The organism is Marinifilum sp. (assembly GCF_965230805.1).
GTDB lineage: Bacteria > Bacteroidota > Bacteroidia > Bacteroidales > Marinifilaceae > Marinifilum.
In genome coordinates this window covers 3,010,303-3,033,554 of sequence record NZ_OZ246019.1, presented here as the reverse complement: position 1 = coordinate 3,033,554, position 23,252 = coordinate 3,010,303, and the positions used below count along the sequence as shown (strand labels likewise).

Annotated in this window: 19 protein-coding genes; 9 read left to right on the top strand and 10 right to left on the bottom strand. The window is 38.2% G+C overall.

Going from position 1 to position 23,252, the window contains the following annotated elements; all coding sequences use genetic code 11:
* The first annotated feature begins 76 nt into the window (after window positions 1-76).
* The 4 genes from mtaB (at window position 77) to ACO05S_RS12270 (ending at window position 4,457) form a co-directional block, all read left to right on the top strand.
* Complete coding sequence (gene mtaB, locus ACO05S_RS12285) at window positions 77-1,411, top strand: tRNA (N(6)-L-threonylcarbamoyladenosine(37)-C(2))-methylthiotransferase MtaB (RefSeq protein WP_421918303.1); 1,335 nt, start codon at window positions 77-79, stop codon at window positions 1,409-1,411.
* A gap of 236 nt (window positions 1,412-1,647) precedes the next feature.
* Window positions 1,648-2,448 carry an inositol monophosphatase family protein gene (locus tag ACO05S_RS12280; protein WP_421918302.1) on the top strand — a complete coding sequence of 267 codons (801 nt, stop codon included), beginning with the start codon at window positions 1,648-1,650 and terminating at the stop codon, window positions 2,446-2,448.
* 26 nt (window positions 2,449-2,474) lie between these two features.
* Window positions 2,475-3,347: a lysophospholipid acyltransferase family protein gene (locus ACO05S_RS12275; protein ID WP_421918301.1), complete on the top strand. Its 873-nt coding sequence runs from the start codon at window positions 2,475-2,477 to the stop codon at window positions 3,345-3,347.
* Window positions 3,348-3,422: 75 nt separating this feature from the next.
* The gene (locus ACO05S_RS12270) at window positions 3,423-4,457 is read left to right on the top strand and encodes a glycosyltransferase family 2 protein (protein WP_421918300.1); all 1,035 of its coding nucleotides are present in this window, start codon (window positions 3,423-3,425) and stop codon (window positions 4,455-4,457) included.
* Window positions 4,458-4,835: 378 nt separating this feature from the next.
* Here ACO05S_RS12270 and ACO05S_RS12265 read toward each other — a convergent pair whose 3' ends face one another.
* The 4 genes from ACO05S_RS12265 to gldJ form a co-directional block, all read right to left on the bottom strand.
* The gene (locus ACO05S_RS12265) at window positions 4,836-5,162 is read right to left on the bottom strand and encodes a hypothetical protein (RefSeq protein ID WP_421918299.1); all 327 of its coding nucleotides are present in this window, start codon (window positions 5,160-5,162) and stop codon (window positions 4,836-4,838) included.
* Between the two features lie 476 nt (window positions 5,163-5,638).
* A complete protein-coding gene (gene sugE / locus ACO05S_RS12260) occupies window positions 5,639-5,959 on the bottom strand; it encodes a quaternary ammonium compound efflux SMR transporter SugE (protein ID WP_421918298.1) in 321 nt (106 codons plus the stop codon).
* Window positions 5,960-5,967: 8 nt separating this feature from the next.
* A complete protein-coding gene (locus ACO05S_RS12255) occupies window positions 5,968-7,257 on the bottom strand; it encodes a UDP-N-acetylmuramoyl-tripeptide--D-alanyl-D-alanine ligase (RefSeq protein ID WP_421918297.1) in 1,290 nt (429 codons plus the stop codon).
* A gap of 94 nt (window positions 7,258-7,351) precedes the next feature.
* Window positions 7,352-8,866, bottom strand: a complete 1,515-nt coding sequence (gene gldJ / locus ACO05S_RS12250; protein WP_421918296.1) for a gliding motility lipoprotein GldJ — start codon at window positions 8,864-8,866, stop codon at window positions 7,352-7,354.
* Between the two features lie 338 nt (window positions 8,867-9,204).
* Here gldJ and porU point away from each other — a divergent pair, with 338 nt between their 5' ends.
* From porU to ACO05S_RS12230, 4 genes are all read left to right on the top strand, one after another.
* Window positions 9,205-12,981 (top strand): type IX secretion system sortase PorU, encoded by a 3,777-nt coding sequence (gene porU / locus ACO05S_RS12245; protein ID WP_421918295.1) that lies wholly within the window; start codon window positions 9,205-9,207, stop codon window positions 12,979-12,981.
* Window positions 12,982-13,040: 59 nt separating this feature from the next.
* Window positions 13,041-14,219, top strand: a complete 1,179-nt coding sequence (porV, locus tag ACO05S_RS12240; protein ID WP_421918294.1) for a type IX secretion system outer membrane channel protein PorV — start codon at window positions 13,041-13,043, stop codon at window positions 14,217-14,219.
* A 97-nt stretch (window positions 14,220-14,316) separates the two neighbouring features.
* Complete coding sequence (gene ispF, locus ACO05S_RS12235; RefSeq protein ID WP_421918293.1) at window positions 14,317-14,793, top strand: 2-C-methyl-D-erythritol 2,4-cyclodiphosphate synthase; 477 nt, start codon at window positions 14,317-14,319, stop codon at window positions 14,791-14,793.
* A 123-nt stretch (window positions 14,794-14,916) separates the two neighbouring features.
* Window positions 14,917-15,285, top strand: coding sequence for a CoA-binding protein (locus ACO05S_RS12230; protein WP_421918292.1), 369 nt, complete (start codon window positions 14,917-14,919; stop codon window positions 15,283-15,285).
* A gap of 428 nt (window positions 15,286-15,713) precedes the next feature.
* Here the strand turns inward: ACO05S_RS12230 and ACO05S_RS12225 are convergent, their stop codons facing one another.
* From ACO05S_RS12225 to ACO05S_RS12205, 5 genes are all read right to left on the bottom strand, one after another.
* A complete protein-coding gene (locus ACO05S_RS12225) occupies window positions 15,714-15,926 on the bottom strand; it encodes a thioredoxin family protein (RefSeq protein WP_421918291.1) in 213 nt (70 codons plus the stop codon).
* Between the two features lie 68 nt (window positions 15,927-15,994).
* On the bottom strand, window positions 15,995-16,831 hold the full coding sequence (locus ACO05S_RS12220) for a zinc ribbon domain-containing protein (RefSeq protein WP_421918290.1): 837 nt from the start codon (window positions 16,829-16,831) through the stop codon (window positions 15,995-15,997).
* A gap of 4 nt (window positions 16,832-16,835) precedes the next feature.
* A complete protein-coding gene (locus ACO05S_RS12215) occupies window positions 16,836-17,930 on the bottom strand; it encodes a Nif3-like dinuclear metal center hexameric protein (RefSeq protein ID WP_421918289.1) in 1,095 nt (364 codons plus the stop codon).
* A gap of 19 nt (window positions 17,931-17,949) precedes the next feature.
* Window positions 17,950-18,270 carry a MerR family transcriptional regulator gene (locus ACO05S_RS12210; RefSeq protein WP_421918288.1) on the bottom strand — a complete coding sequence of 107 codons (321 nt, stop codon included), beginning with the start codon at window positions 18,268-18,270 and terminating at the stop codon, window positions 17,950-17,952.
* A gap of 165 nt (window positions 18,271-18,435) precedes the next feature.
* Complete coding sequence (locus tag ACO05S_RS12205) at window positions 18,436-19,455, bottom strand: peptidoglycan DD-metalloendopeptidase family protein (protein WP_421918287.1); 1,020 nt, start codon at window positions 19,453-19,455, stop codon at window positions 18,436-18,438.
* A gap of 81 nt (window positions 19,456-19,536) precedes the next feature.
* Here ACO05S_RS12205 and alaS point away from each other — a divergent pair, with 81 nt between their 5' ends.
* Window positions 19,537-22,170 carry an alanine--tRNA ligase gene (gene alaS, locus ACO05S_RS12200; RefSeq protein WP_421918286.1) on the top strand — a complete coding sequence of 878 codons (2,634 nt, stop codon included), beginning with the start codon at window positions 19,537-19,539 and terminating at the stop codon, window positions 22,168-22,170.
* 240 nt (window positions 22,171-22,410) lie between these two features.
* On the opposite strand, the gene ccsA is transcribed toward alaS, so the two are convergent.
* Window positions 22,411-23,196 carry a cytochrome c biogenesis protein CcsA gene (gene ccsA, locus ACO05S_RS12195; protein ID WP_421918285.1) on the bottom strand — a complete coding sequence of 262 codons (786 nt, stop codon included), beginning with the start codon at window positions 23,194-23,196 and terminating at the stop codon, window positions 22,411-22,413.
* Window positions 23,197-23,252 lie beyond the last annotated feature (56 nt).

The following is a 23,252-nucleotide window of genomic DNA, read 5'->3' as shown; positions in this document are numbered from 1 at the left end:
TGAATAAACTTGAAAGGACAAAATCAGAAAACTGATTTCGTATGAATACCAGTATAAATCAGCAGAGGGAAAGAACATGTTACACGCCAGAACAGTTGCATTTTACACATTAGGATGCAAGTTGAATTTTTCGGAGACTTCAAGCATTGGAAGATCATTTAAGGAAATGGGTTTCGAATCGGTAAAGATGACCGAAAAAGCTGATATTTATGTAATCAATACTTGTTCGGTTACCGATCAGGCCGACAAAAAGTGCCGACAAGCCATAAAAAAAGTAATTAAAACCAATCCGAATGCTTTTGTGGCTGTGATTGGTTGTTACGCTCAATTAAAACCACAGGAAATATTGCAGATTCCCGGTGTTGATTTGGTTTTAGGAGCTAAGGAAAAATTCAATATCCATAAATACATCGATCACCTTGAGAAAAAAGGAATCGGGGAATTGCAAGCTTGCGAGGTGGAATCGTTGAAAGATTTTCACTCCTCGTATTCGATGGGCGACAGAACCAGATGCTTTCTTAAAATACAAGATGGCTGCAACTACTTTTGTACCTACTGCACCATTCCTTATGCCAGGGGACGAAGCCGTAACAATAGCATTGCCGAAACGGTAAAACAAGCCGAAAAGGTTGCTGCCGAAGGTGCCAAAGAAATTATCCTTACAGGCGTAAACATTGGTGATTTTGGGAAAAGTACGAACGAAACTTTCTTGGAGCTGATTAAGGAACTGGAAAAGGTGAAAGGCATTGAGCGTTTCAGAATTTCATCCATAGAGCCCAATTTGTTAAGCAATGAGATTATCGATTTTGTTGCCGGCTCAAAAAAGTTTGTCAATCATTTTCATATTCCCTTGCAAGCCGGATCGGACAAGGTGCTGAACTTGATGAAGAGAAGATATGACTGCGAATTGTTTGCGCAAAGAATCGAGAAAATCAAATCATTGCTTCCGGATGCTTTTATAGGTGTTGATGTGATTGCCGGTAGCCGCGGAGAAAGCGAAGATGATTTTAAAGATGCTTACCAATTTATAAACGACTTGCCCATTAGCCAGCTTCATGTGTTTCCTTACTCGGAAAGACAAGGCACAAAGGCTTTGGAAATAAAGGAATCGGTTAAGATTGAAGAGCGAAAACGTAGGGCGAAAATGCTACAGGTCTTATCAGAGAAAAAACTACGCGCATTTTATCAGGAACACTTGAACCAGGAAATGGAAGTTTTGTTTGAAGGCTATAACGATCATGGTGCCATGTATGGCTTTACCGAAAATTACATTAAGGTAGAGATTCCTTACAATCAAAACCTAAGCAATTGCTTGGCAAAGGTTAGGCTGTTAAGCATCAACGAAAAAGGACATGTTGCTGCCGATTTGCTTAACAAAGCCGAATTTAGTTTTAGGCCCATTCGTAGTTAAATGATGGATGACATGCAGATCATTAATAAAATAATGCATTGATTTTAAACACAAAATATTCAGATTATCACAAATTTTGAATTACTTCGAGATTCGAACTGATTGCCGATCAATAATCCTATTTAATTTGTGTTATCGGTGCTTTGTAAAATGCTTGCTGAGCAAATTATTAAAAGAATTAAAAGAAATTATAGTAGTTAATTATCAATTTTAAATCACTACCAAGCAAACTTGTTATGAAAGAATTGGAAGAATTGTGTTTAGAAACCAAGGAAATTGCTATAAAAGCCGGTGCTTTTATTAAAGAGCAACAAAGTAAGATTAAAGCCGATGTTGTTGAAACCAAAGGCATGCATGATTTTGTTACCTATGTGGATAAAACTGCCGAAGAATTAATTGTTAGCGAACTAAAAGTGATTCTTCCCGAAGCTGGTTTTATTGCCGAAGAAGGAACCGAAAACTATCGTGCCGAGCGTTACAATTGGATCATCGATCCGCTTGACGGAACAACCAATTACATTCATGGTTTCTCTCCTTTTGCGGTAAGCATTGCTTTGCAGGAAAACAATGAAATTGTTTTGGGCGTAGTTTACGAAATCAGTTTAAACGAATGCTTTTATTCCTGGAAAGGTGCCCGGGGAGCTTTCCTAAATGGCAATACCATTCAAGTATCGAAGGCAAAAACAGTTGATGCTTCGCTAATTGCAACCGGTTTTCCTTACTACGATTACGATTTGCTTAAGAACTTTATGGCAACACTTGAGTATTTCATTATTAACTCTCATGGCATTCGTCGTCCTGGTTCTGCTGCCACCGATTTGGCCTATGTGGCTTGCGGTAGGTTCGAAGCATTTTACGAATATAGTTTGCAGGCCTGGGATGTGGCAGCAGGTTCGTTCCTTGTAAAACAGGCTGGCGGTGCGGTTTGCGACTTTAAAGGTGGCGATGATTATATCTTTGGAAAAGAAATCATTGCATCAAACGGATTGGTGCAGGAAGAATTTAAAAAGGTGGTGCAAAAACACATGCTTAAATAAAACTGTTTTTTATTGATTTGATTAAGATGACCAAACTCATTTCCTATATCGCATACGCTTTTTTAAAACTGATTAGTTATTTGCCTTTGCGAGTTCTTTATATTTTTTCTGATATCATTTTCTTTATTGTGTACCATCTTGTGGCTTATCGCAAACAGGTTGTGCACACCAATTTAAAGAATGCTTTTCCCGATAAATCCGATAAGGAAATCCGAAAAACAGGAAAAGAATTTTTCTCGCATTTCTGCGATAGCTTTGTCGAAACCATTAAGCTGTGGACCATAAGCGAGAAAGAAATCAAAAAAAGATGTAAGTTCCTGGAACCTGAGTTTTTCGATCGGTACAAAGAATCAGGAAAAAGCGTTATCGCCATTCTTGGACACTATGGCAATTGGGAATGGATGTCTTCTTTTCCGTTGTGGAAAGATGTAAATTTGTTGCCCATTTACAAACCTTTACACAACAAGGTTTTCGATAAATTGTACATCGAATTAAGAGAACGATTTGGTGCCAAAACCCTTCCGAAAGACGATACTTTACGCACCATGTTGGGCTATCGGAACAGAAAAGAATTTACGATAACGGTTTTTCTTGGCGATCAGACACCCAACAAACAAAGTATTCATTACTGGACCCGTTTTTTAAATCAGGATACTCCTATTTTGCAGGGAACCGAGCGTATTGCTAAAAAATTAGATCAGGCTGTAATTTTTATCAATATGCAAAAGGTAAAACGTGGCTATTACGAGGTAGAGTTTATTCCTTTGTTCGATCATCCGAAAGAAACAGAAGATTACGAGATTACCGAGAAACATACCCGCAGCTTAGAGGAGATCATTCGCAAGCAGCCTGCCTATTGGTTGTGGTCGCACAAACGCTGGAAACACAAAAAAGAGTAAAGGGTTGCCAGTTATGGCTTGTTGGGGAATAATTACAGTAAAACTTACTGATTTGCAGATATTTTATAAGAACAGATGAATAGAATTGGAATTGTAATACTAAACTGGAATGGGAAAGATTTGTTAGAAAAATTTCTTCCCTCGGTTATTAGCCATTCGAAAAGAGAATGGGCCGAAATTATTGTTGCTGATAATGCCTCGGATGACGATTCCATAGCTTTTCTTGAACAAAAATATCCTGATATCAGAACCATTAAGCTAGATAAAAATTACGGTTTTGCCGAAGGATACAACCGGGCACTTTCTCAGCTCAATCATGAATACTTTGTTTTGCTAAACTCGGATGTTAAAGTAAGCCAGAACTGGTTAGATCCCATTTACCATCAATTCGAAAACAATGCCGATATTGCCGCTGCTCAACCCAAAATTAAGGATTACTATCGCAAATCAGATTTTGAGTATGCCGGTGCTGCCGGAGGTTTTATCGATTATCTTGCTTATCCTTTTTGCAGGGGTAGAATTCTTGATGTGATTGAAAAAGACAAGGGGCAGTACGATAAAACGATTGATGTATTTTGGGCCAGTGGGGCTGCCTTGTTCATCAGGGCCGATATCTATAAAAAAACTGGTGGTTTAGATGGAGATTTTTTTGCGCACATGGAAGAAATTGATCTTTGCTGGCGTATTAAAAACCAGGGGCACAGAATTATTTGTGATCCCAACTCAACGGTTTATCATGTTGGCGGGGCAACCCTTCCCCACCACAGTACACGAAAATTATTCCTAAATTTTCGCAACAACCTGTTCATGTTGTATAAGAATTTGCCTTCCAACAGACTCTTGTTCATCTTTTTTTACAGAATGATTTTAGATGGAGTGGCAGCTTTTAAATTTTTACTTACCGGCGAGTTTGCCAATTTTACCGTGGTGTTTAAAGCCCACATGTCGTTTTATTCGATGCTTGCAAAGTTCCGTAAAAAAAGAAAAGTCTTGCTGCCACTTGTTACAAAAAATCATCACAACGAAATTTACCGCAATAGCATTATTTTCGATTACTTTTTAAGGAGGAAAAGGAAATATTCCCAGATTGAAGATCAGCTTAAAGCCTAAGAATGTCCGGGCTTTTTTTTTGTTTGTTGATTTTTTAGGCAATCCGGCAAACGAAGGCTTGCAATTGTTTTTTAAAACCATATTCAAAAGGCTGTACCAGCAAGTATTTTATTTCTGATTTTTTTTTTAGCACCTATCGCACCCGTCTCCTTGGGCATTGGAAGGACAAGCTGCTGATACGCAAAAAACTTTTAGAAAGAAGGGGAAGCTTCGAAGAATTGAGAAGATCACCCCGCCGCACTTAAAGTTTTTAAGTAGCAGCAGCTTGGGCTTACACGCCCTGTATTCGAGGCCTATGCTGCCGCAAGAATGGTTTTGTGTGCTTTATATGTCTGCTTGCGCTGCCTGCTTATCATCTTCCTTTGTAAGATGCTTATATCAGGCCAAGTGATTACGTTCTTCCGCTGCCATTTTACCATCTATTGTTGACTGCTTGTAAACTTCCCATGACTGCTTATGCTTTTTTGTTGACTGCTTGTAAATTTCCGTTGCTCGGTTATGGTTTTCCGCTGCTTGCTTATGAAATTCCGCCAATGGCTTACGATGTTTCTGATATTGCTTATGATTTTTCCTTGATCGCTTATCAATTTCCGGCTCTCGGTTAAAATTTTTTGCCGCCAGGTTGAGATTTTTCGCCACTCGGTTAAGCTTTTCCGCCGCTAGGTTATGGTTTTCCGGTGGGGGTACATAATAATATTTAGGCACATATTCATAAGCCTATTAATCTATATTGCAACACATTAGCGGCAAGTTATTTTTAGAGGAAAAAGCAATACAAGCAAAGCTGCCGAAAGCTTAACAGAGGGGACCGGAAAGATGAATCATCATCACAAAAGCGCAATCTTTTTAAAATGGAATATGATATTTAAACCGTTATTGCCAAAAGTCGGACGCCCTCTGTCAATCAGCCAGGGGATTAACTCTGTAATCCTAGTAGAAAGCTTAATCGGAACAAACAGCAAGGGGTCTTAGCCCTGATATCCGATCAGCAAGCCAATCGTATTTTAAATAACGTGAGTTCGACGTAAAATACTCCCCAAAAAATTTGCAGATGTTAGGGCGAACGCTCCTTTACAATTGGGCTTAATGCAATGCTACTAAGATATCGGGGCTAAAGCCCCTTGTAGAATGATTGCTAAGAGGCGAAATTTTTAAAGCGAAGAACAAATACTTTCTTTAAATCAGGCCGTAGCCGTAAACTTTAAACCCACAATGGCAATAAGCAAAAGGAGCATAAAAAATATCCGGGAGAAATGAACCGGCTCGCCAAACAAAATGATTCCCAGAATGGCTGTAATCAAAGCACCAATCCCGGTCCATACGGCATAGGCCGTTCCTACCGGTAAATTTTTAATGGCCAAAGCCAAAAAGTACAGACTAATGCCCATAGCAAGGATGGTAATTAGGCTAGGCCACAGCTTTGTGAATCCTTGTGCATATTTTAAACCAATGGCCCACACGGCCTCAAACAATCCTGCAATGATTAAAAAAATCCAAGCCATTCCCATAATTACAATTTATCCACCAACTTCTCTAACTGTATGCCTCTCGATCCCTTTATCAGGATGTAGTGATTCCTAAGCACTTCCTTCTCTAAAATGGCTGCTAGCTGCTCTGTTTTCACAAATGTTTTAAACCGATCCACAGTATTCACTTTCGTGAAGATATCGCCAACCAAATAGACCTTGTCCAACTTTTTCTGCTGCAATAAGTCAATCAATTGCTGATGTTCTTTTTCCGAATCTTCGCCCAGTTCCAGCATGTCTCCCAAAATCACCAACTTGTTTTTCATTGGCAAATCGGCAAAATTGTTTACGGCAACACCCATACTGGTAGGATTTGCATTGTATGCATCCAGGAACAAAACATTGTTCTCGGTTTTTTTAAGCTGCGAACGATTATTGCTTGGTTCGTAGTTCTCTAGAGCCACTTTAATATCCGATTGCTGGATATCGAAATACCTGCCCACGCTAACTGCCGCCAGTGCATTCTCGAAATTGTAGCCACCAATCAGTTTGGTTTTGATGTAGAGCTTCCCAATTTTCGGAGATCTTAATTCCAATACCAGATAAGGCGCCGCTTGCAGAAATTTTGCCTTGCTGTCGGCTCCATCGGCATTGCCATAGCTATATATTTCCTGATCGTTTAGCATGCTCATTAAATGATCGTTCTCGCCATTTACAAACACTATGCCTTTTTCCTGCAAGTAATCGTAAAGCTCTTTCTTGGTTTTTTTAACCCCTTCGAACGATCCAAAACCTTCTAAATGGGCCTTGCCCACATTGGTAATGATCCCAAAATTTGGTTCTGCAATCTCGCACAATAATTTTATTTCGCCCGGGTGATTTGCTCCCATCTCAACCACCCCAAATTGGGTTTCCTCATTCATAGACAGGAGTGTTAAAGGCACTCCGATGTGGTTGTTAAAGTTGCCTTGGGTAGCAAATGTTTTGTATTTCTTACTTAAAACCGTATTTACCAATTCTTTGGTGGTTGTTTTTCCGTTGGTACCGGTAATTGCCAGAATCGGGATGCCCAAACTCCTGCGATGTTCACGAGCCAGATTCTGTAATGCCCTTAATACATCATCCACAAGAATATAGGAATCGTTGGCTGCATATTCTTCCTCGTCGACCACAGCATATTTGCATCCTTTTTCGAGCGCCGACTTGGCAAATTGATTGCCGTTAAAATTTGCTCCTTTTAAAGCAAAAAAAATGGAATTGGGAACTGCCTTTCTTGTATCTGTAACAACAACAGGAAACTGTTTAAATAAGCTATATAAACCTGAAATTTGCATACGAATTATCTCTTGAGTGTTCAACAAACGAAATTAATAAAAAACCTCATCCCTAGCGGGATGAGGTTTTGTTTTATTTCGAAAAACTACTTTTCTATCTTTGAGTTGGTTTTCCCACGCGTGTCATGGCACAACGGAAACCAATGTCGTCTCTGGCTTCTTTCTGATCCAGATATCTGCGAGCACTAGGCGCCATCCAATAAGCTCTGTCTTTCCACGATCCACCTTTGTATACTCTTGTGTTATCGGTTACCATCGAACTAAAATCGCTACCATCCTGGCCTCTGCCTTGAACATACATGCGGCTGGATCCTTTTCCCTGATGTTCCGGATTGTTCCATTCGTAATCAGAAACAATACTTGATGACACGTCACCATCGCGATAGTTACGGTTATCGGCGGTTTTATAATTGTCACGTCCTACCAATTCCTCATCGGTTTGTAATCGGTAGCGAATGCGTCCCAAGCTGTCTTTTTCAGCAATGTTTCCTTCTTCGTCGCGCACTTTGGTTTTAAAAACATTACCACGATATGGATTAAATTCGGCAATATCCTCGGGCGACATCGGACGGTATACATCAGCCACCCATTCGCTTACATTACCTGCCATACAATACAAACCAAAGTCGTTTGGCCAGAAAGAGTTTACCGGAACGGTAACATCACCACCATCGTTTAAAGCGCCGGCTGTACCCATGTAGTCACCTCGACCACGAGCAAAGTTAGCCATCATCATGCCTCTCACTTTTTTGCTGTCGTTTCGTACCCAGTGACCATCCCAAGGGAAAATTCTTTTGTCGGTAATTCTTTCTTGTTCCGAGTTACCAATCAGAGCAGTTGCAGCATATTCCCACTCGGCCTCTGATGGCAAACGGTATTTGGGAAGAAGGATTCCGTCGGTCCAACGAACCGATCTTTCTTCGTTATCCGGATCTAAATCGGTTAAATTCCGATTTACCGAACCTTCGTATTGACCTGCCAAGTAGGCTTCGGTATTAAAGTTGTTTTGGTCGCGTTGTGCAGGATCATCATTTAAAACACCTATTTCAATAAGGATTCTTTCGTTTACACGATCGGTACGCCATTCGCAGTAATCAATGGCTTGTTCCCAGGAAACCCCAACAACAGGGTATTCGGCATAAGCAGGATGACGAAGGTAATTATTTACGTAAGGCTCGTTGTATGCCAATTCGTCGCGCCAAACCAAGGTATCCGGTAAAGCTTTTCTGTACACCTCGGGATAGGATACGTATACTCTTTTAATCCAATGCAAGTATTCCAGATAATCAACATTACGAACTTCGGTTTCGTCGATATAGAATGAAGGAACTGTTACTCTTCTGGGTATGTTATTCCAGTCGTACATTACATCTTCCTGGGTTCTTCCCATGGTAAATGTACCACCTTGTATAAATTTAAGTCCCGGGCCGGTAGCCTGTTCATAACCGCTATGATATTCAAAACCTCCATTTTCAGGATCGTTGTATGCCCAACCCGTAGTTTTTGATTTCTCCCCTTTACCTACCAGGTTTTTAACCTTCGAACAGGATGGGAAGATCAGTAAACCGGCAGCAAAAACAGCAATAAGAATGCTATAATTTAGTTTCATAATAGATTGAATGTAGTTTATCTTCAAAAATACTTAACTCAACAAATATAACTAAAAGTGCTATAAATTTATTGTATCTGATTTTAGTTTTTCTTTTAATGATTTAACATTTTTCTTTGTAATTCTTATGCGCTTTTCATCTGCTTGATTCTCTGAAACTAAAGCCTGCCAAAAGTTTTACTCATTCAGTAGCACCTGATTTATTTTTTTTAATTTTTTTTCAGATCTGCCCTAAGCTTTCAGGTTTCAGATATCATAAGCAGTTTAATCGTCAATGTGTAAACTTTTGTTTATTTTGCATTAATTCTGTTTTTGAGAACCTATATTCTAATACAAAAATGCGCTATCAGCTTTTACTTCTCATCTTATTTATCGGAAAACTAAGTTTTTCTCAAACTTCCGATACATTTAAATTGGAATGGTACGATACATCTATTTCGTCACCCGATGGGGAAAATAGTAAAGCTGTAAGCTTTAATGGCGCATCACTCGAACAGAACAACAACTGGTTACCCGCTTTTCATTACCTGCAAAGAACTGGTTCGAACGGAGAAAAATTCTCTGTCGAGTTATTGGATACGCAATTCGAACAGTTAAGTTCCACCGAGCAGCAAATTTTACGAAACAGATCATTTCCTTCCGAAATCATTCCCAAAGTTCAGCCAGTAAGCATTCGGAAAACCACATACCAAAAGGTGCAATTTGTGCCAATTCGAAGAAATCCGGCAAATGGTACCATTGAAAAACTGATTGCTTTTAAACTAAGTTTTAAAAAGATTGGGCAGAGCCGATCGGTTAAATCCATAAAGACATATGCCAGCAGTTCTGTTTTAAGCACAGGCAAATGGGTAAAGGTGGCAATTGATACTTCGGCAATTCATAAAATAACATACTCCGAATTGCTTGATATGGGAATATCGAATCCAGCCAATGTGCGTATCTATGGCTACGGCGGAATGTTACCCAAAATGAATTCAGGAAATTATATTGATGACCTGCCTGTTGTACCGGTCTATTTTCATACTGGTAGCGATGGAGTTTTTAACCACGGTGATTACCTGCTTTTCTATGCTAAAGGACCACGAAATTGGGAATACAATGAATCTAAATCTGAATTTGTACACGAAAATCATCTGTACTCCAATAAGTCTTTCTATTTTCTGAGTTCGGATATGGGAAGTCCTGAAAGGATATTACAACAAAATTCGGAAACATCTTATTCCACTACGGTAAACACATTTACTGATTACAGGGCAATCGACCTTGATGAAATTAATCTTTTAGAATCAGGAAGATTATGGTTTGGGCAGGAATTTGATATCACAACAGAATTCGATTATGATTTTAATTTTCCGAATCTGCAAACTGGTTCACAATCCATTTTAACGATTGGTTTTGCAGCCAGATCTTCTTCCAACACTAAATTGGATGTAAGTTCCGGATCATCAGACATTGGGGAGATTAACTTTAAAGCAGTTAAAACAGGCATTTACACTGCTACTTATGCCGATTTAAAAGAACAAACCTTTAGCAACTTCTCCCCTTCTTCCGATGATTTTACAATTGGTTTAGCGTATCAGAAGAGTTCTGCATCTTCGCTTGGATGGCTAAACTTTATAAGGGTAAATGCAAAACGCAAGTTGATATTTTCCGGCTCGCAAATGGCATTTCGTGATCCCGAATCGGTAGGTATAGGCAGGATTTCAAGATTTCAGATTGAAAACTGCAAGAGTTCCACCCTGCTTTGGGATGTTACAAACCCGAATGGCATAAAGCAAATTCCGATTCGTCTTTCAGGTTCAACCGGAAGCTTTAATGCATCAACAAACAGCCTAAAAGAATTTGTGGTTTTCAATCCTGAAGCAGACTTTCCGACGCCTGAACCAATGGGTAATGTAGCGAATCAAAACCTGCATGCCTTGCCACAAACCGACATGCTAATTGTTAGCAATGGCCTGTTCTTATCCTATGCCAAGCAAATTGCCAACTATCACCGAAACAAGGACAACTTACAGGTAAGTGTGGTTGACCAAAATGTCATATTCAATGAGTTTTCTTCGGGAGCTCCTGATGTTGCTGCCATTCGCAATTTTGTGAAAATGTTTTACGATCGTTCTTCTGATGATTCTGATAGGATAAAATATTTGCTATTGTTTGGAGATGGTTCCTTCGACAATAAATCTGAGAGAGAAAATAACACAAATAAAATATTGACTTATCAATCGGAAAATTCTTTGAGTCCTACCCAATCTTTTGTTACCGATGATTTTTACGGTTTATTGGATGAAGAGGAAGGAGAAGCTATTGGTTTGGTAGATATCGGAATTGGAAGATTGCCCGTTAACACGAAAGAAGAAGCTCAAATTGCAGTCAATAAAATTATAAACTACAATTTGGCAGAAAAAGGCGATTGGCAAACCAGGCTTTGCTTTATTGGCGATGATGAAGACAACAACACACATGTGAGGGATGCTAACAGACTGGCTGTAAAAGTTGAAAGCAGCTATCCCCAATATCAGGCACAAAGAACTTTTTTGGATGACTTTGAACAGATTACAAGCTCTGCCGGGCAGGAATATCCTGATGTCAATACAGAAATCAACGAAAGTGTTAACAAGGGAACATTATTAATGAATTACACTGGCCATGGCAACGAAAATGGCTTGGCTCATGAGCATATTTTAATGATAGATGACATTTACGCCTGGCAGAATCCCGCAAAACTTCCTTTGTTTATGACAGCTACCTGTGAGTTTAGCCGATTCGATAACTACAAGAAGATTTCTGCTGGCGAGATCATTTTTCTTCGCGAAAACGGAGGAGGAATTGGTTTGTTCACAACTACCCGATTGGTTTTTTCATCGCCAAATTATACCCTCAATCAAAACTTCTACAACTTTGCTTTCGAAAGAGATGCCAATGGGAATTATTACCGATTGGGTGATATCATGAGAATGACCAAGAATGCTACTTCTTCAGGAATCAACAAGCGAAATTTTACACTACTTGGCGATCCTGCCTTACAATTGAATTATCCCGAGCACCTTGCCATTAGTACACATCTGAATGATGTAAGTTTATCGGCAGCTGTAGATACTTTAAAAGCATTAAGTGAGGTGAAAGTTGCAGGTAAGATTGTGTCAGGATCAGGTTCTGATCTGAGTAATTTTACCGGTACCCTTTACCCTACGGTATACGATAAGGCAATTCGTAAATCAACTCGTGGAAATGATGGCAGACCTTTTGAATACACCAGTCAAACCAGCATATTATACAAAGGAAAAGCAAGCATTAAAAATGGGAAGTTCGAATTTTCATTTTTTGTTCCAAAAGATATCAATTACCAATATGGCAATGGAAAAATATCCTATTATGCATCTGGAGCAAACACCGATGCATCCGGTTATACAAACTCCATTATTGTAGGTGGTACCAACCCGAATGCCAGCAATGATAAAATAGGTCCCGATATTGAACTTTACATGAATGATGAACAGTTTACGCAAGGAGGCATGACCAACGAAAATCCACTTTTGCTGGCTATTGTTCAGGATTCAAGTGGCATCAATACAATTGGCAATGCCATTGGTCACGACCTGGTTGCCATTTTGGATCAAAAAAGCGATCAACCCATCAAGCTAAATGATTTTTTTGAAGCCGATCTGGACAATTACAAAAAGGGTAAAGTTACCTACCAACTCAGCGAATTGGAGACAGGCGAACACGAAATTCAGCTGAAAGCATGGGATAATGTGAACAATTCTTCGGTAGCCAGCCTCGATTTTGTGGTGGCTGAAACTGCTGATTTGGTAATCAGGCATGTTCTGAATTATCCCAATCCCTTTACTACGAATACCGGCTTCTATTTCGAGCACAACCAGGCTTCCGGCGAACTGGATGTATTGATTCAGATACTAACAGTTTCCGGTAAACTTATTAAGAGCATAGAGACTACAATCAACTCGTCGGGCAACAGAGTTGGCCCTATACAGTGGGATGGAAAAGACGAGTTTGGAAATTCCATTGGTCGTGGGGTTTACTTCTATCGCATAAAGGTTCGTGCCGATAATGGAAAAACAGTAAACAAATTTCAAAAATTAGTGATCCTGAAATAATAAAAATCAGCTTTATTAGTTAATTGAAGTATATTTGTATTTTACTACACATTAACATTATGACTAAAAAACTAACTTTAATCACAAGTTTACTATGCTTGCTGCTTTATACAAGCATTCACAAAACTTCAGCCCAGACTTCTACATCTGGTGCAAATTACATTTCTACTGCTGTTTCTTTTTTAACAATTACACCAAACTCCAGAGCCGGTGCAATGGGCGACGCCGGGGTGGCCACATCTCCTGATGTAAACTCTATGCATTGGAATCCTGCTAAATTTGCCATGATTGATGGTGAATATGGTATATCTGCATCGTATACTCCATGGTTAAGAGATTTGGTAGATGATATGAGCATTTCATACCTTACGGGATATTACCGATTGGACAAGAATCAGGTAATTGGCGCATCTCTTCGCTATTTTTCTTTGGGAGAGATTGCATTTCTGCAAACTGCAGATCAAAATGCAACATTATACAAACCAAATGAATGGGCATTTGATGTTTCTTACTCCAGAAGATTGAGCGATGAATTTTCGGGTGGTATCGCATTCAGATACATTCGATCCGATTTAACTCAATCGCAATTTGTTGCAGGTTTGGAAACTCAGGCGGGTAATGCATTTGCTGCCGATGTATCGGTGTACTACCAACACGAATTCAGAAGAAACCGAAGAGACATGGTATGGTCATGGGGATTAAACATCTCGAACATCGGTTCTAAAATTAGCTATACCAACGATGATGAGAAAGAATTTATTCCAACCAATTTAAGGTTAGGTACTGCTTTAAAAATGGAGTTGGATAGATACAATTCACTTACCATTGCAGCCGACATCAACAAACTATTGGTACCAACACCTAATAGTGGAACATTAGAAGAAGGAGAAGGTGATGGAGTAATTATAGGAAGTGGGGAATACTCCGATAAATCAGTAGTGTCGGGTATTTTCAGTTCATTTTCAGATGCTCCGGGAGGAATGAGTGAAGAATTTAAAGAAATTGCATGGTCGCTTGGTTTGGAATACTGGTACCAGGAACAATTTGCCTTAAGAGGTGGATATTACTACGAACACGAGGACAAAGGAAACCGCAAATATTTTACTGCTGGTATAGGGGTAAAGCTAAATATGTTTGATCTTGATTTTTCTTATCTGATTCCTACCACACAGAATAATCCACTTAAAAACACCTTAAGATTTAGTTTAACTGCAAATCTTGATAAAATAACCAGATAACGAAACGAGCATGATTAAAATAATTATTAAACATAGATGTTAATGATTATTTTGATCTTGCGGCTTCCATCTCACAAATGGAATAAATTATAAACAAATGAAAATTAGAGTTGGATTTGGCTACGATGTTCACCAATTGGCCGAAGAACAGGAATTCTGGTTAGGGGGCATTAAAATAGAGCACAGCAAAGGTTGTGTTGCTCACTCCGATGGCGATGTATTAATTCACGCCATTTGCGATGCTCTTCTGGGTGCTGCAAATTTGCGAGATATTGGCTATCATTTTCCTGATTCCTCAAATGATTTTAAAGGAATTGATAGTAAAATACTACTACAAAAAACAGTTGAAATCATTGGTGCGAAAGGATACCGAATTGGCAATATCGATTCAACCATCGCTCTTCAAAAACCAAAGATAAAACCATTGATTCCCGAAATGCAGCAAGTACTTGCAAAAGTAATGGCAATTGATGTTGATGATGTGGCAATTAAAGCTACAACAACCGAGAAATTAGGATTTGTAGGCAAACAAGAAGGTATATCTGCCTATGCAACGGTATTAATTGAGAAATAAATGCAGTTTCAAAATATAACAAAGCCTTTTACATTATTGTGAAAGGCTTTTTTATTCTTACTAATTAAATTGTATGAGCTATTTTATTACATTTATTACCTATAGATATAAAAATAAATCGACATGCAAAATACAGGTAAAACGCTTGTAATCGGCGCAAGTACAAAAGAAGACCGATACTCAAACAAATGTGTAAGATTATTGAGAAAGCACAATATTGAAACTGTTGCCATTGGTAACAAAGAAGGAACAATTGCCGATGTGGAAATTCAAACTGGCAGACCTTGTGAATCAAAGCTCCAGACAGTTGCTATTTATCTTTCTCCTAAAAACCAAGAATCCTACTATGATTATATCATTGGATTAAAACCGGAAAGAATTCTATTTCCTCCAGGAACAGAAAATCCGGAGTTTTACAAAAAGGCCAACGCCCATGGTATTGAAACCGAAGAGGCTTGTCCTTTGGTAATGTTGAATACAGGTGTTTATTAAAAATATAAATATCAAAATCACAAGCCGGTTTTTCGCCTGAATTACCGGCTTTTTGATTCCTTAAAATATATGTCGTAATATCGATTTAAGGAGTTGTAAACCTCATCCAAACCAATTGTTCTGCTTCTTCTCAATACTTCCTTTCCATGGATAAAGACAAGCAAGGATGGATTGGTAAATAACGTGAGTTCGAGGTAAAATTCGTTCACAGTTTGATCTGATTTTGAGTAGAAGTTTTCTCAAATTTTCGAAGGAATATCGGGATATTTCAAGAAGATTTGAGGAAATTTATGCCGAAAGCAGGCAAACACATAATGGAAAGTTCTCTTTACGACATCTTCCATTAAAAATTCCTCAAAATAGCCCGCTATTCTTTCCAAATTTTTAATGCAAATCTATCGCAAATATAACTTTCTGTGGATAGAATTTTACATCGAACTCACGTTAAATACTGCAATATCAGATTGCATTGAAGTATTCACATGAAAAGCCCTGAGCTTGGGAAATTTGCCATCAAACATATGATCGATCTTGGGTTTAAGCACTTCACATACTCCACAAGATGGAGCTGAAAAATAAATATAGAACGATTCATTTGCCTCTTTCAATCGATCCAGTTCCCTTCTATCTTCAATTTTCATTACCTGATGTGCTGCATAAAAAAACGGTTACCTTAAAGATAACCGTTTCTATATTTTTAATAGTTGCATTACTCTTTTTTACGAGTTCTTCTTTTTGGCTTAGCAGCAGCTGCAGCTTTATCTGCCTCTTCAAGACTATGATCGTAATCGCAAATATAACGGTCAACCAAAATACGGCCACAATACTCACAAACAATAATCTTCTTACGCGAACGAATATCCATTTGTCTTTGAGGTGGAATCTTGTTAAAACAACCTCCACAAGCATCACGCTCAACAGTTACAACTGCCAATCCGTTTCTTGCATTCGAACGAATTCTTGAATAAGCTGTCAAAAGTCTCTCTTCGATCTTGCTTTTAAATGATTCAGACTTTTCTAACAACTTATCTTCCTCTTTTTGGGTCTCGGAAACAATCGCATCCAACTCACCTTTTTTAGATTCCAAGTCAGCTTTCTTCTCAGAAAAAATTGCTTCTGAATTTTCGATCAATGCTTTCTTGTTACCCATTTCCGCAGTAAACTCCTTGATGCGTTTTTCACACAATTCAATCTCAAGGTTTTGAAATTCGATTTCTTTAGAAATCGAATCGAACTCACGGTTATTGCGAACATTCATTTGCTGAGCTTCGTACTTTTTAATTAACAAACCAGCTTCTTTAATCTCTTGTTTCTTCTTCGCAATTGTATCAACAAGTTCTTTTACCTCGTTATTTAGATTTTCGATTCTGGTATCAAGTCCGGCAATCTCATCTTCCAAGTCCTGCACTTCCAATGGAAGCTCCCCTCTTAGCGTTCTAATTTGGTCTACTTCAGAATCAACAGATTGCATTTCGTACAAAGTACGTAACTTTTCTTCAACCGAAATATCCTTTAAATCTGAAGCTTTTGGATCTTGTGTTGTCATATGTTTACAAATAATTTATTGGATTCGAATTTATCTCAGAAATATGAACCGCAAAGTTAGGTAATTTTTTTGTAACTATCTCATAAAAAATATCTCGAGTAAACTGTTCACTTTCATGATGTCCAATATCGGCAATTATTAATTTTCCTTCGGCATCAAAAAACTCGTGATATTTAAAGTCTCCGGTAACAAATATATCTGCTTTTGCTGATATGGCTTTTGTTAATAAAAAGCTTCCACTTCCACCACAAACAGCTACTTTCTTAATCTTTTCATTGGTAATATTAGTATGTCTGATACATCCACAACCAAAAATTTCCTTTATTCTTTTTAGGAAATCAATTGTACTTTCTGCACTTTCTAATTCTCCTATCATTCCCAATCCTACTTCAGGATTTTTATTGTCGAGAGAGTAAATATCATAGGCAACTTCTTCGTAAGGGTGAGCATTCAGCATCGCTCCAAGCACTTTTCCTTTTAAATGTTTCGGAAAAACCGTTTCGATCCTTACTTCTTCCTCGAAATGCAACTTTCCTTTTTCGCCAACATAAGGATTTGTTTCCTCACCTCCCTTAAAAGATCCTTTACCGCAAGTAGTAAAGCTACACGAATCGTAATTTCCAATGCTTCCTGCTCCAGCATTAAAAAGTGCCTCTCTTACCTGTTCGGCATGATCTTTAGGAACAAAGGTTACAAGCTTTTTAAGATCCTCTGAAATAGGTGACAAAATCTTTTTGTTTTGTAATCCGATCAGATCACAAATTTTCTCACTAACACCTCCCCGAACCGAATCAATATTGGTATGTGCTGCATAAATGGCAATATTGTTTTTAATGGCCATCATTACGGTCCGCTCTACATAATTCGAGCCATTAAATCTTTTTAAGCCTTTAAAAACAATTGGATGATGGGCAATAATCAGGTTGGCTCCTTTTTGAATTGCTTCTTCTACAACACTCTCAATTACATCAAGGCAAATTAAAATGCCACTCACCTCCTGATTGTATTCTCCCACAATTAAGCCAGCATTATCATACGATTCTTGATAAGATAATGGCGCAAGCTCTTCAATGGACAAAATAATATCCCGTACTTTCAATTCTAAAAAATTTTAATGATTACAGTTCATCTTTGATTTCCAACAACAAATCTTTAATCTCTTGCAAACGAGAAACAACAATAAAATTGTTTTCTGTGTCTTCTTTGTTTTCTTTAAGTTTTTGCTTTGCACCTTTTAAAGTCATTCCTCTTTCCTTAACCAAGTGAAAAATCAAATGAAAAATTTTGATATCAGACTGCGTAAAAAAACGGTTCCCCTTCTTGTTTTTCTTTGGTTTAATAATATCGAACTCTTTTTCCCAATATCTGATTAAAGAAGTATTCACCTGAAACATATCGGCTACTTCTCCAATTGAGTAGTAAAGTTTTTCTATCTTCATATTTTTATAAGGCACGTCGACTATTTTTAAATCCCACCCTTTTAGAAAATCCGGGCAATGCTAAATCATTGGGAATAAATTCTTAACTAAAGTAATAAATAAAATGGCACGGAATAAATTTTTCCGTGCCACTTTTTATGTTTTCCCGCTATTATTGGGTAGAATTTAATCCATTGCCTGGCCTGTATTTTCGGCATATGCAACCATCTGATCGTATTCTTCGGCTGTAAGGTCGTTAAAGTAATAATTAATCGGATTTAAAGATTTACGACCCTTTTTCACTTCATAATGCAAGTGTGGACCGGTAGAAATCCCGGTATTCCCAAGTTCTCCGATTATTTCTCCACGTTTTACCTTCTGCCCTCTTTTAACCCGATAGCTGTCAAGGTGGGCATAAACTGTTGTGTACCCATATCCATGATCAATAACGATTTTCTTACCATAACCTCTTTCCTTTTTCACAGATTTTACGACACCATCACCAGTTGCATAAATTGGGGTACCAATTTTTCCTGTGAAATCCATTCCATCATGAAATTTTCTGGTTTTATAGATTGGATGAATTCTCCATCCATAACCTGCTGAAATTCTCCCAAAATCTTTTATTGCAAGAGGCATAATGGCCGGAATTGCGGCAAGCATCTTGAATTTGTTCTTCACCATATCTTCAACATCATCGTATGATTTGGTTTGAACGTATAAGGATTTTGCAACTTGATCTATCTTCTTGGTTGTTGAAATAACAAGCTCAGCATTATCCAAACTTTCCAGGTGCTTGTAACGATTCACACCTCCAACTCCTGCTTTACGGATGTTTGAATGAATGGGTTCAGCTTCAAAAATAACACGATAAATGTTGTCATCTCTTTGTTCCAGATCACCCAAAACTGTCTGCATTTGCTGTAGTTTTGTATTTAGTAAACTGTATTGGGTTATCAGCCTTTGGTTTTCTCTTTCCAATGATCTTTCCTTTGGAGAGCCGAAGAAATAAAACAGCACCACAACCATTAAAATAGCCAGTACCGAACTGGAAGCCATATGCTTAAGAACATTGACAAAACGTGTCTTAAAATTAATCTCTACCTTTTCGTAGCTAACCGACTCAGGGTTAAACTGATACTTCGTTTTCGCCATGTATTGTTTATAGGTTAATTTTTTGCAGAAAAAGCCTAATTTTTTGCTCATTTAAGTCAACAAAATTAAGGAATTAATCTAACTTTGCAAGCTAAGTAACGAAATCTCATCTATTTAAAACATAATAGACTCATGAATTCTAGCCAAATCAGACAAGCATTTTTGGATTTCTTTAATTCAAAGCAACATAAAATCGTTTCATCGGCACCAATGGTGATAAAAGATGATCCAACTCTGATGTTTACCAATGCTGGTATGAATCAGTTTAAAGATATCTTTCTTGGCAATTCGCCAGTGAAATACAATCGCATCGCAAACTCGCAAAAATGTTTACGCGTATCGGGAAAACATAACGACTTAGAAGAAGTAGGACACGACACCTACCATCATACAATGTTCGAAATGTTGGGAAACTGGTCGTTTGGAGATTACTTTAAGAAAGATGCCATTGATTGGGCTTGGGAACTTTTAACCGAAGTTTACAAACTTCCTGTCGACAGAATGTATGCATCAGTTTTTGAAGGTAGTGCTGAAGACAAGTTAGACCGTGATGACGAAGCCGCCGGATATTGGATGAAATATCTTCCTGAAGATCACATCATCAATGGAAACAAGAAGGATAATTTCTGGGAAATGGGCGATCAGGGACCATGTGGACCTTGTTCTGAAATTCACATCGACTTAAGAAGCGATGAGGAAAGAAAACTTACTTCTGGAAGAGATCTTGTAAATATGGATCACCCGCAGGTAATTGAAATCTGGAACCTTGTATTTATGCAATTCAACCGTAAGGCCGACGGTTCGTTGGAAGCTCTTCCGCATCAGCATGTTGATACAGGAATGGGATTCGAGCGTTTGTGCATGGCAATGCAAGAAAAAACTTCGAACTACGATACCGATGTTTTCCAGCCAATTATTCAGACTATCGCTAAAATGGCTGGTAAAGAATATGGCAAAGCTGAAGAGATTGATATAGCCCTTCGTGTTATCTCCGATCACATCAGAACCATTGCTTTTGCGATTACCGACGGACAGTTGCCATCGAACAACAAAGCCGGTTACGTAATTCGTCGTATTCTACGCAGAGCCGTTCGTTACGGATACACTTTCCTTGGCTTTAAAGATCCTTTCATGTTCCGTTTGATTCCTGTTTTAATTGAAGTGATGTGGCAGCATTTCCCTGAGTTGGTAAAACAGCAAACTTTAATCGAAAAGGTAGTTAAAGAAGAGGAAAACTCGTTCCTAAGAACTCTTGAGAACGGGATTCGCTTGTTAGATCAGATTATTGAAAAAACAAAAGCTGACGACTTTAAAGTTGTGCCTGGCAAGTTGGCTTTTGAGTTGTATGATACCTATGGATTTCCTTTGGATTTAACTGAATTGATTTTGAAAGAACAAGGTTTAGTTGCCAATCGTAAGGAATTTAATACTGAAATGGAAGCTCAGAAAAACAGATCGCGTTCTGCTACTTCGGTTGATACAGGCGATTGGGTGGAGCTTTTAAAAGATGATGTTGAGGAATTTGTTGGTTACGATTACTTGAACACCGAGGTAAGAATTACTCGTTACAGAAAAATCACCAGTAAAGGAAAAGATTCTTATCAGATGGTATTCAACATCACACCTTTTTATGGCGAAAGTGGCGGACAGGTTGGCGATACCGGATACATTGAAGCAAACGGGCAGAAAATCTCTATTCTCGATACCAAAAAGGAACATGGTTTAATCGTTCATTTTGCCAAAGAATTGCCAAGCGATCCTACTGCAACTTTTAAAGCTGTGGTTAGCCAAAGCAAAAGAACGCTTACGGCAAACAACCATACTGCAACTCACCTGTTGCATCATGCTTTGCGTAAGGTTTTGGGTGAACATGTTGAACAGAAAGGGTCATTGGTAAATCCTGATCACTTGCGTTTCGACTTCTCGCACTTCCAAAAAGTTACCGATGAAGAAATTACAGAAGTTGAAGCAATTGTAAACAAAAAAATAAGGGAAAACATAGCTGTTGATATTCGAAATAACATTCCTATGAGCGAAGCGGTTAACATAGGCGCAATGGCTTTGTTTGGCGAAAAATATGGCGATTTGGTTCGTGTAGTAAAATTTGATGATTCGGTTGAATTGTGTGGTGGTACTCATGTTAAGGCAAGCGGGCAAATCGGATTATTTAAGATTACCTCGGAAGGTGCCATTTCGGCAGGCGTTCGTCGTATCGAAGCCATTACTGCTGACAAAGCCGAGCAATACATCAACGATAAATTAAATACTTTACGTGATATCGAAAAAATATTCAAATCAAATCAGAACCTGATTAAGAATATTGAAGACCTGATGGCTGAAAATTCGGGCATGAAAAAAGAACTGGATGCATTTATGGCTGATCAGTTAAAAGTTGTTAAGAATGATTTAAAGGCTAATGTTTCGATTACAAACAATGTAGGTATTATTGCTGATGTTGTTGCAGTGCAAAATGCAGGGGAACTAAAAGACATTGCATTCCAGTTAAAAGGCGAAGTTGAAAATCTTGTATTTATTGCTGGAGCTGATTTGGGAGGAAAAGCAAACTTAACCATCATGTTCTCGGATAATTTAGTTAAAGAATTTGACTTACATGCTGGTAATATCGTTCGCGAAGCCGCCAAAGAAATTAAAGGTGGTGGTGGTGGACAGCCTTTCTTTGCTTCGGCAGGGGGTAAAGATCCTAAAGGTTTGAAACAAGCTATCGAAACTGCCAAGAAATTGATTCTGCACAAAATTGAAGGATAAAATTAGCTGTCCGCAAACAGCTATCAGCTAACAGAATAAGAAACGCCGGCTCAAAAGAATCGGCGTTTTTATTATTATATAGGTATTTTAACTTCATGTAATGACTGTATCATTATCACTATGACTCGATCAATTATTGGCGAAATATAGAAAATCAACATTTTGAAAGCTACCCAAGAAACTAATTGGCTTTAAATCAACTTAAAACTTTAAGTATTTTAGGCACTTTAAGTACTAGCACTATGGCTGCATGCTATAAGTATGAACACTAAATTGTGCCGATGGCAGGTAATTTACGCCAAACCAACATATCAGAAGAATAACAAAAGCCAAGGCCAAAATCCATAAAGCAGAAATGTATTTCGATGGTTTTTGATACCTGCGATGGATGTATACCAAATATCCCATCCAGGTAATAAATGCCCAAGTTTCCTTCGGATCCCAAGTCCAATAATGTCCCCAGGCTTCTTTTGCCCACAAGGCTCCGAAAAGCAATCCAAAAGTGAGGAATGCAAATCCAAGGTAGACCAAATTATCGGCTACCTGCATGAATTTTGCTTCGAATTTCTTTCTTTTAATCTGATATAAACCATATATCGCGACAAGCGTAGAAGCAGCCAAAAATGCATAGGAAATAATGTACACTACCACATGCGGAACAAACCATGGACTTTGTAATGCCGGCATTAAAGTCTTCGAAAAGTTCTCTGGATGCAAATAGTTTATGAATAAGAATAGCAATGACATAAATAGGCAATAGTATAGCATCCAATGGTATCGCCACCTGAAATAAGTGATCAGACCTATAATCGAAATAAACAAAGAATACCACAAGCGGGTTTCTCCAAGAGTTCTTAAAGGAGGTCGCTCAAGACTTGTCCACAAAAATACAATGTAAATTGCCATGCTAAGAATTCCGGTAAGAACCAGAGCATTTCTAAGAATCTCTTTCTTTTGAATAAATGCCGACAATATCCAACTTGCCGAACTCACACCTGCCGCCATTAAAAAATAGTTCCAAATCATCTGAAAAGTATATAGTATCAAGTACGAATTATCAAGATAAAAATCTTAATTAAATA

What these genes read in the sequence shown, in the direction of transcription:
- sugE (WP_421918298.1), bottom strand. Translation starts at nt 5,959, where the DNA reads ATGGCTTGGATTTTTTTAATCATTGCAGGATTGTTTGAGGCCGTGTGG.
- ccsA (WP_421918285.1), bottom strand. Translation starts at nt 23,196, where the DNA reads ATGATTTGGAACTATTTTTTAATGGCGGCAGGTGTGAGTTCGGCAAGT.
- ACO05S_RS12230 (WP_421918292.1), top strand. Translation starts at nt 14,917, where the DNA reads ATGCAAAATACAGGTAAAACGCTTGTAATCGGCGCAAGTACAAAAGAA.
- ACO05S_RS12210 (WP_421918288.1), bottom strand. Translation starts at nt 18,270, where the DNA reads ATGAAGATAGAAAAACTTTACTACTCAATTGGAGAAGTAGCCGATATG.
- ispF (WP_421918293.1), top strand. Translation starts at nt 14,317, where the DNA reads ATGAAAATTAGAGTTGGATTTGGCTACGATGTTCACCAATTGGCCGAA.
- porV (WP_421918294.1), top strand. Translation starts at nt 13,041, where the DNA reads ATGACTAAAAAACTAACTTTAATCACAAGTTTACTATGCTTGCTGCTT.
- ACO05S_RS12270 (WP_421918300.1), top strand. Translation starts at nt 3,423, where the DNA reads ATGAATAGAATTGGAATTGTAATACTAAACTGGAATGGGAAAGATTTG.
- alaS (WP_421918286.1), top strand. Translation starts at nt 19,537, where the DNA reads ATGAATTCTAGCCAAATCAGACAAGCATTTTTGGATTTCTTTAATTCA.
- ACO05S_RS12280 (WP_421918302.1), top strand. Translation starts at nt 1,648, where the DNA reads ATGAAAGAATTGGAAGAATTGTGTTTAGAAACCAAGGAAATTGCTATA.
- ACO05S_RS12275 (WP_421918301.1), top strand. Translation starts at nt 2,475, where the DNA reads ATGACCAAACTCATTTCCTATATCGCATACGCTTTTTTAAAACTGATT.
- ACO05S_RS12225 (WP_421918291.1), bottom strand. Translation starts at nt 15,926, where the DNA reads ATGAAAATTGAAGATAGAAGGGAACTGGATCGATTGAAAGAGGCAAAT.
- mtaB (WP_421918303.1), top strand. Translation starts at nt 77, where the DNA reads ATGTTACACGCCAGAACAGTTGCATTTTACACATTAGGATGCAAGTTG.
- ACO05S_RS12205 (WP_421918287.1), bottom strand. Translation starts at nt 19,455, where the DNA reads ATGAGCAAAAAATTAGGCTTTTTCTGCAAAAAATTAACCTATAAACAA.
- ACO05S_RS12255 (WP_421918297.1), bottom strand. Translation starts at nt 7,257, where the DNA reads ATGCAAATTTCAGGTTTATATAGCTTATTTAAACAGTTTCCTGTTGTT.
- porU (WP_421918295.1), top strand. Translation starts at nt 9,205, where the DNA reads ATGCGCTATCAGCTTTTACTTCTCATCTTATTTATCGGAAAACTAAGT.
- ACO05S_RS12220 (WP_421918290.1), bottom strand. Translation starts at nt 16,831, where the DNA reads ATGACAACACAAGATCCAAAAGCTTCAGATTTAAAGGATATTTCGGTT.
- gldJ (WP_421918296.1), bottom strand. Translation starts at nt 8,866, where the DNA reads ATGAAACTAAATTATAGCATTCTTATTGCTGTTTTTGCTGCCGGTTTA.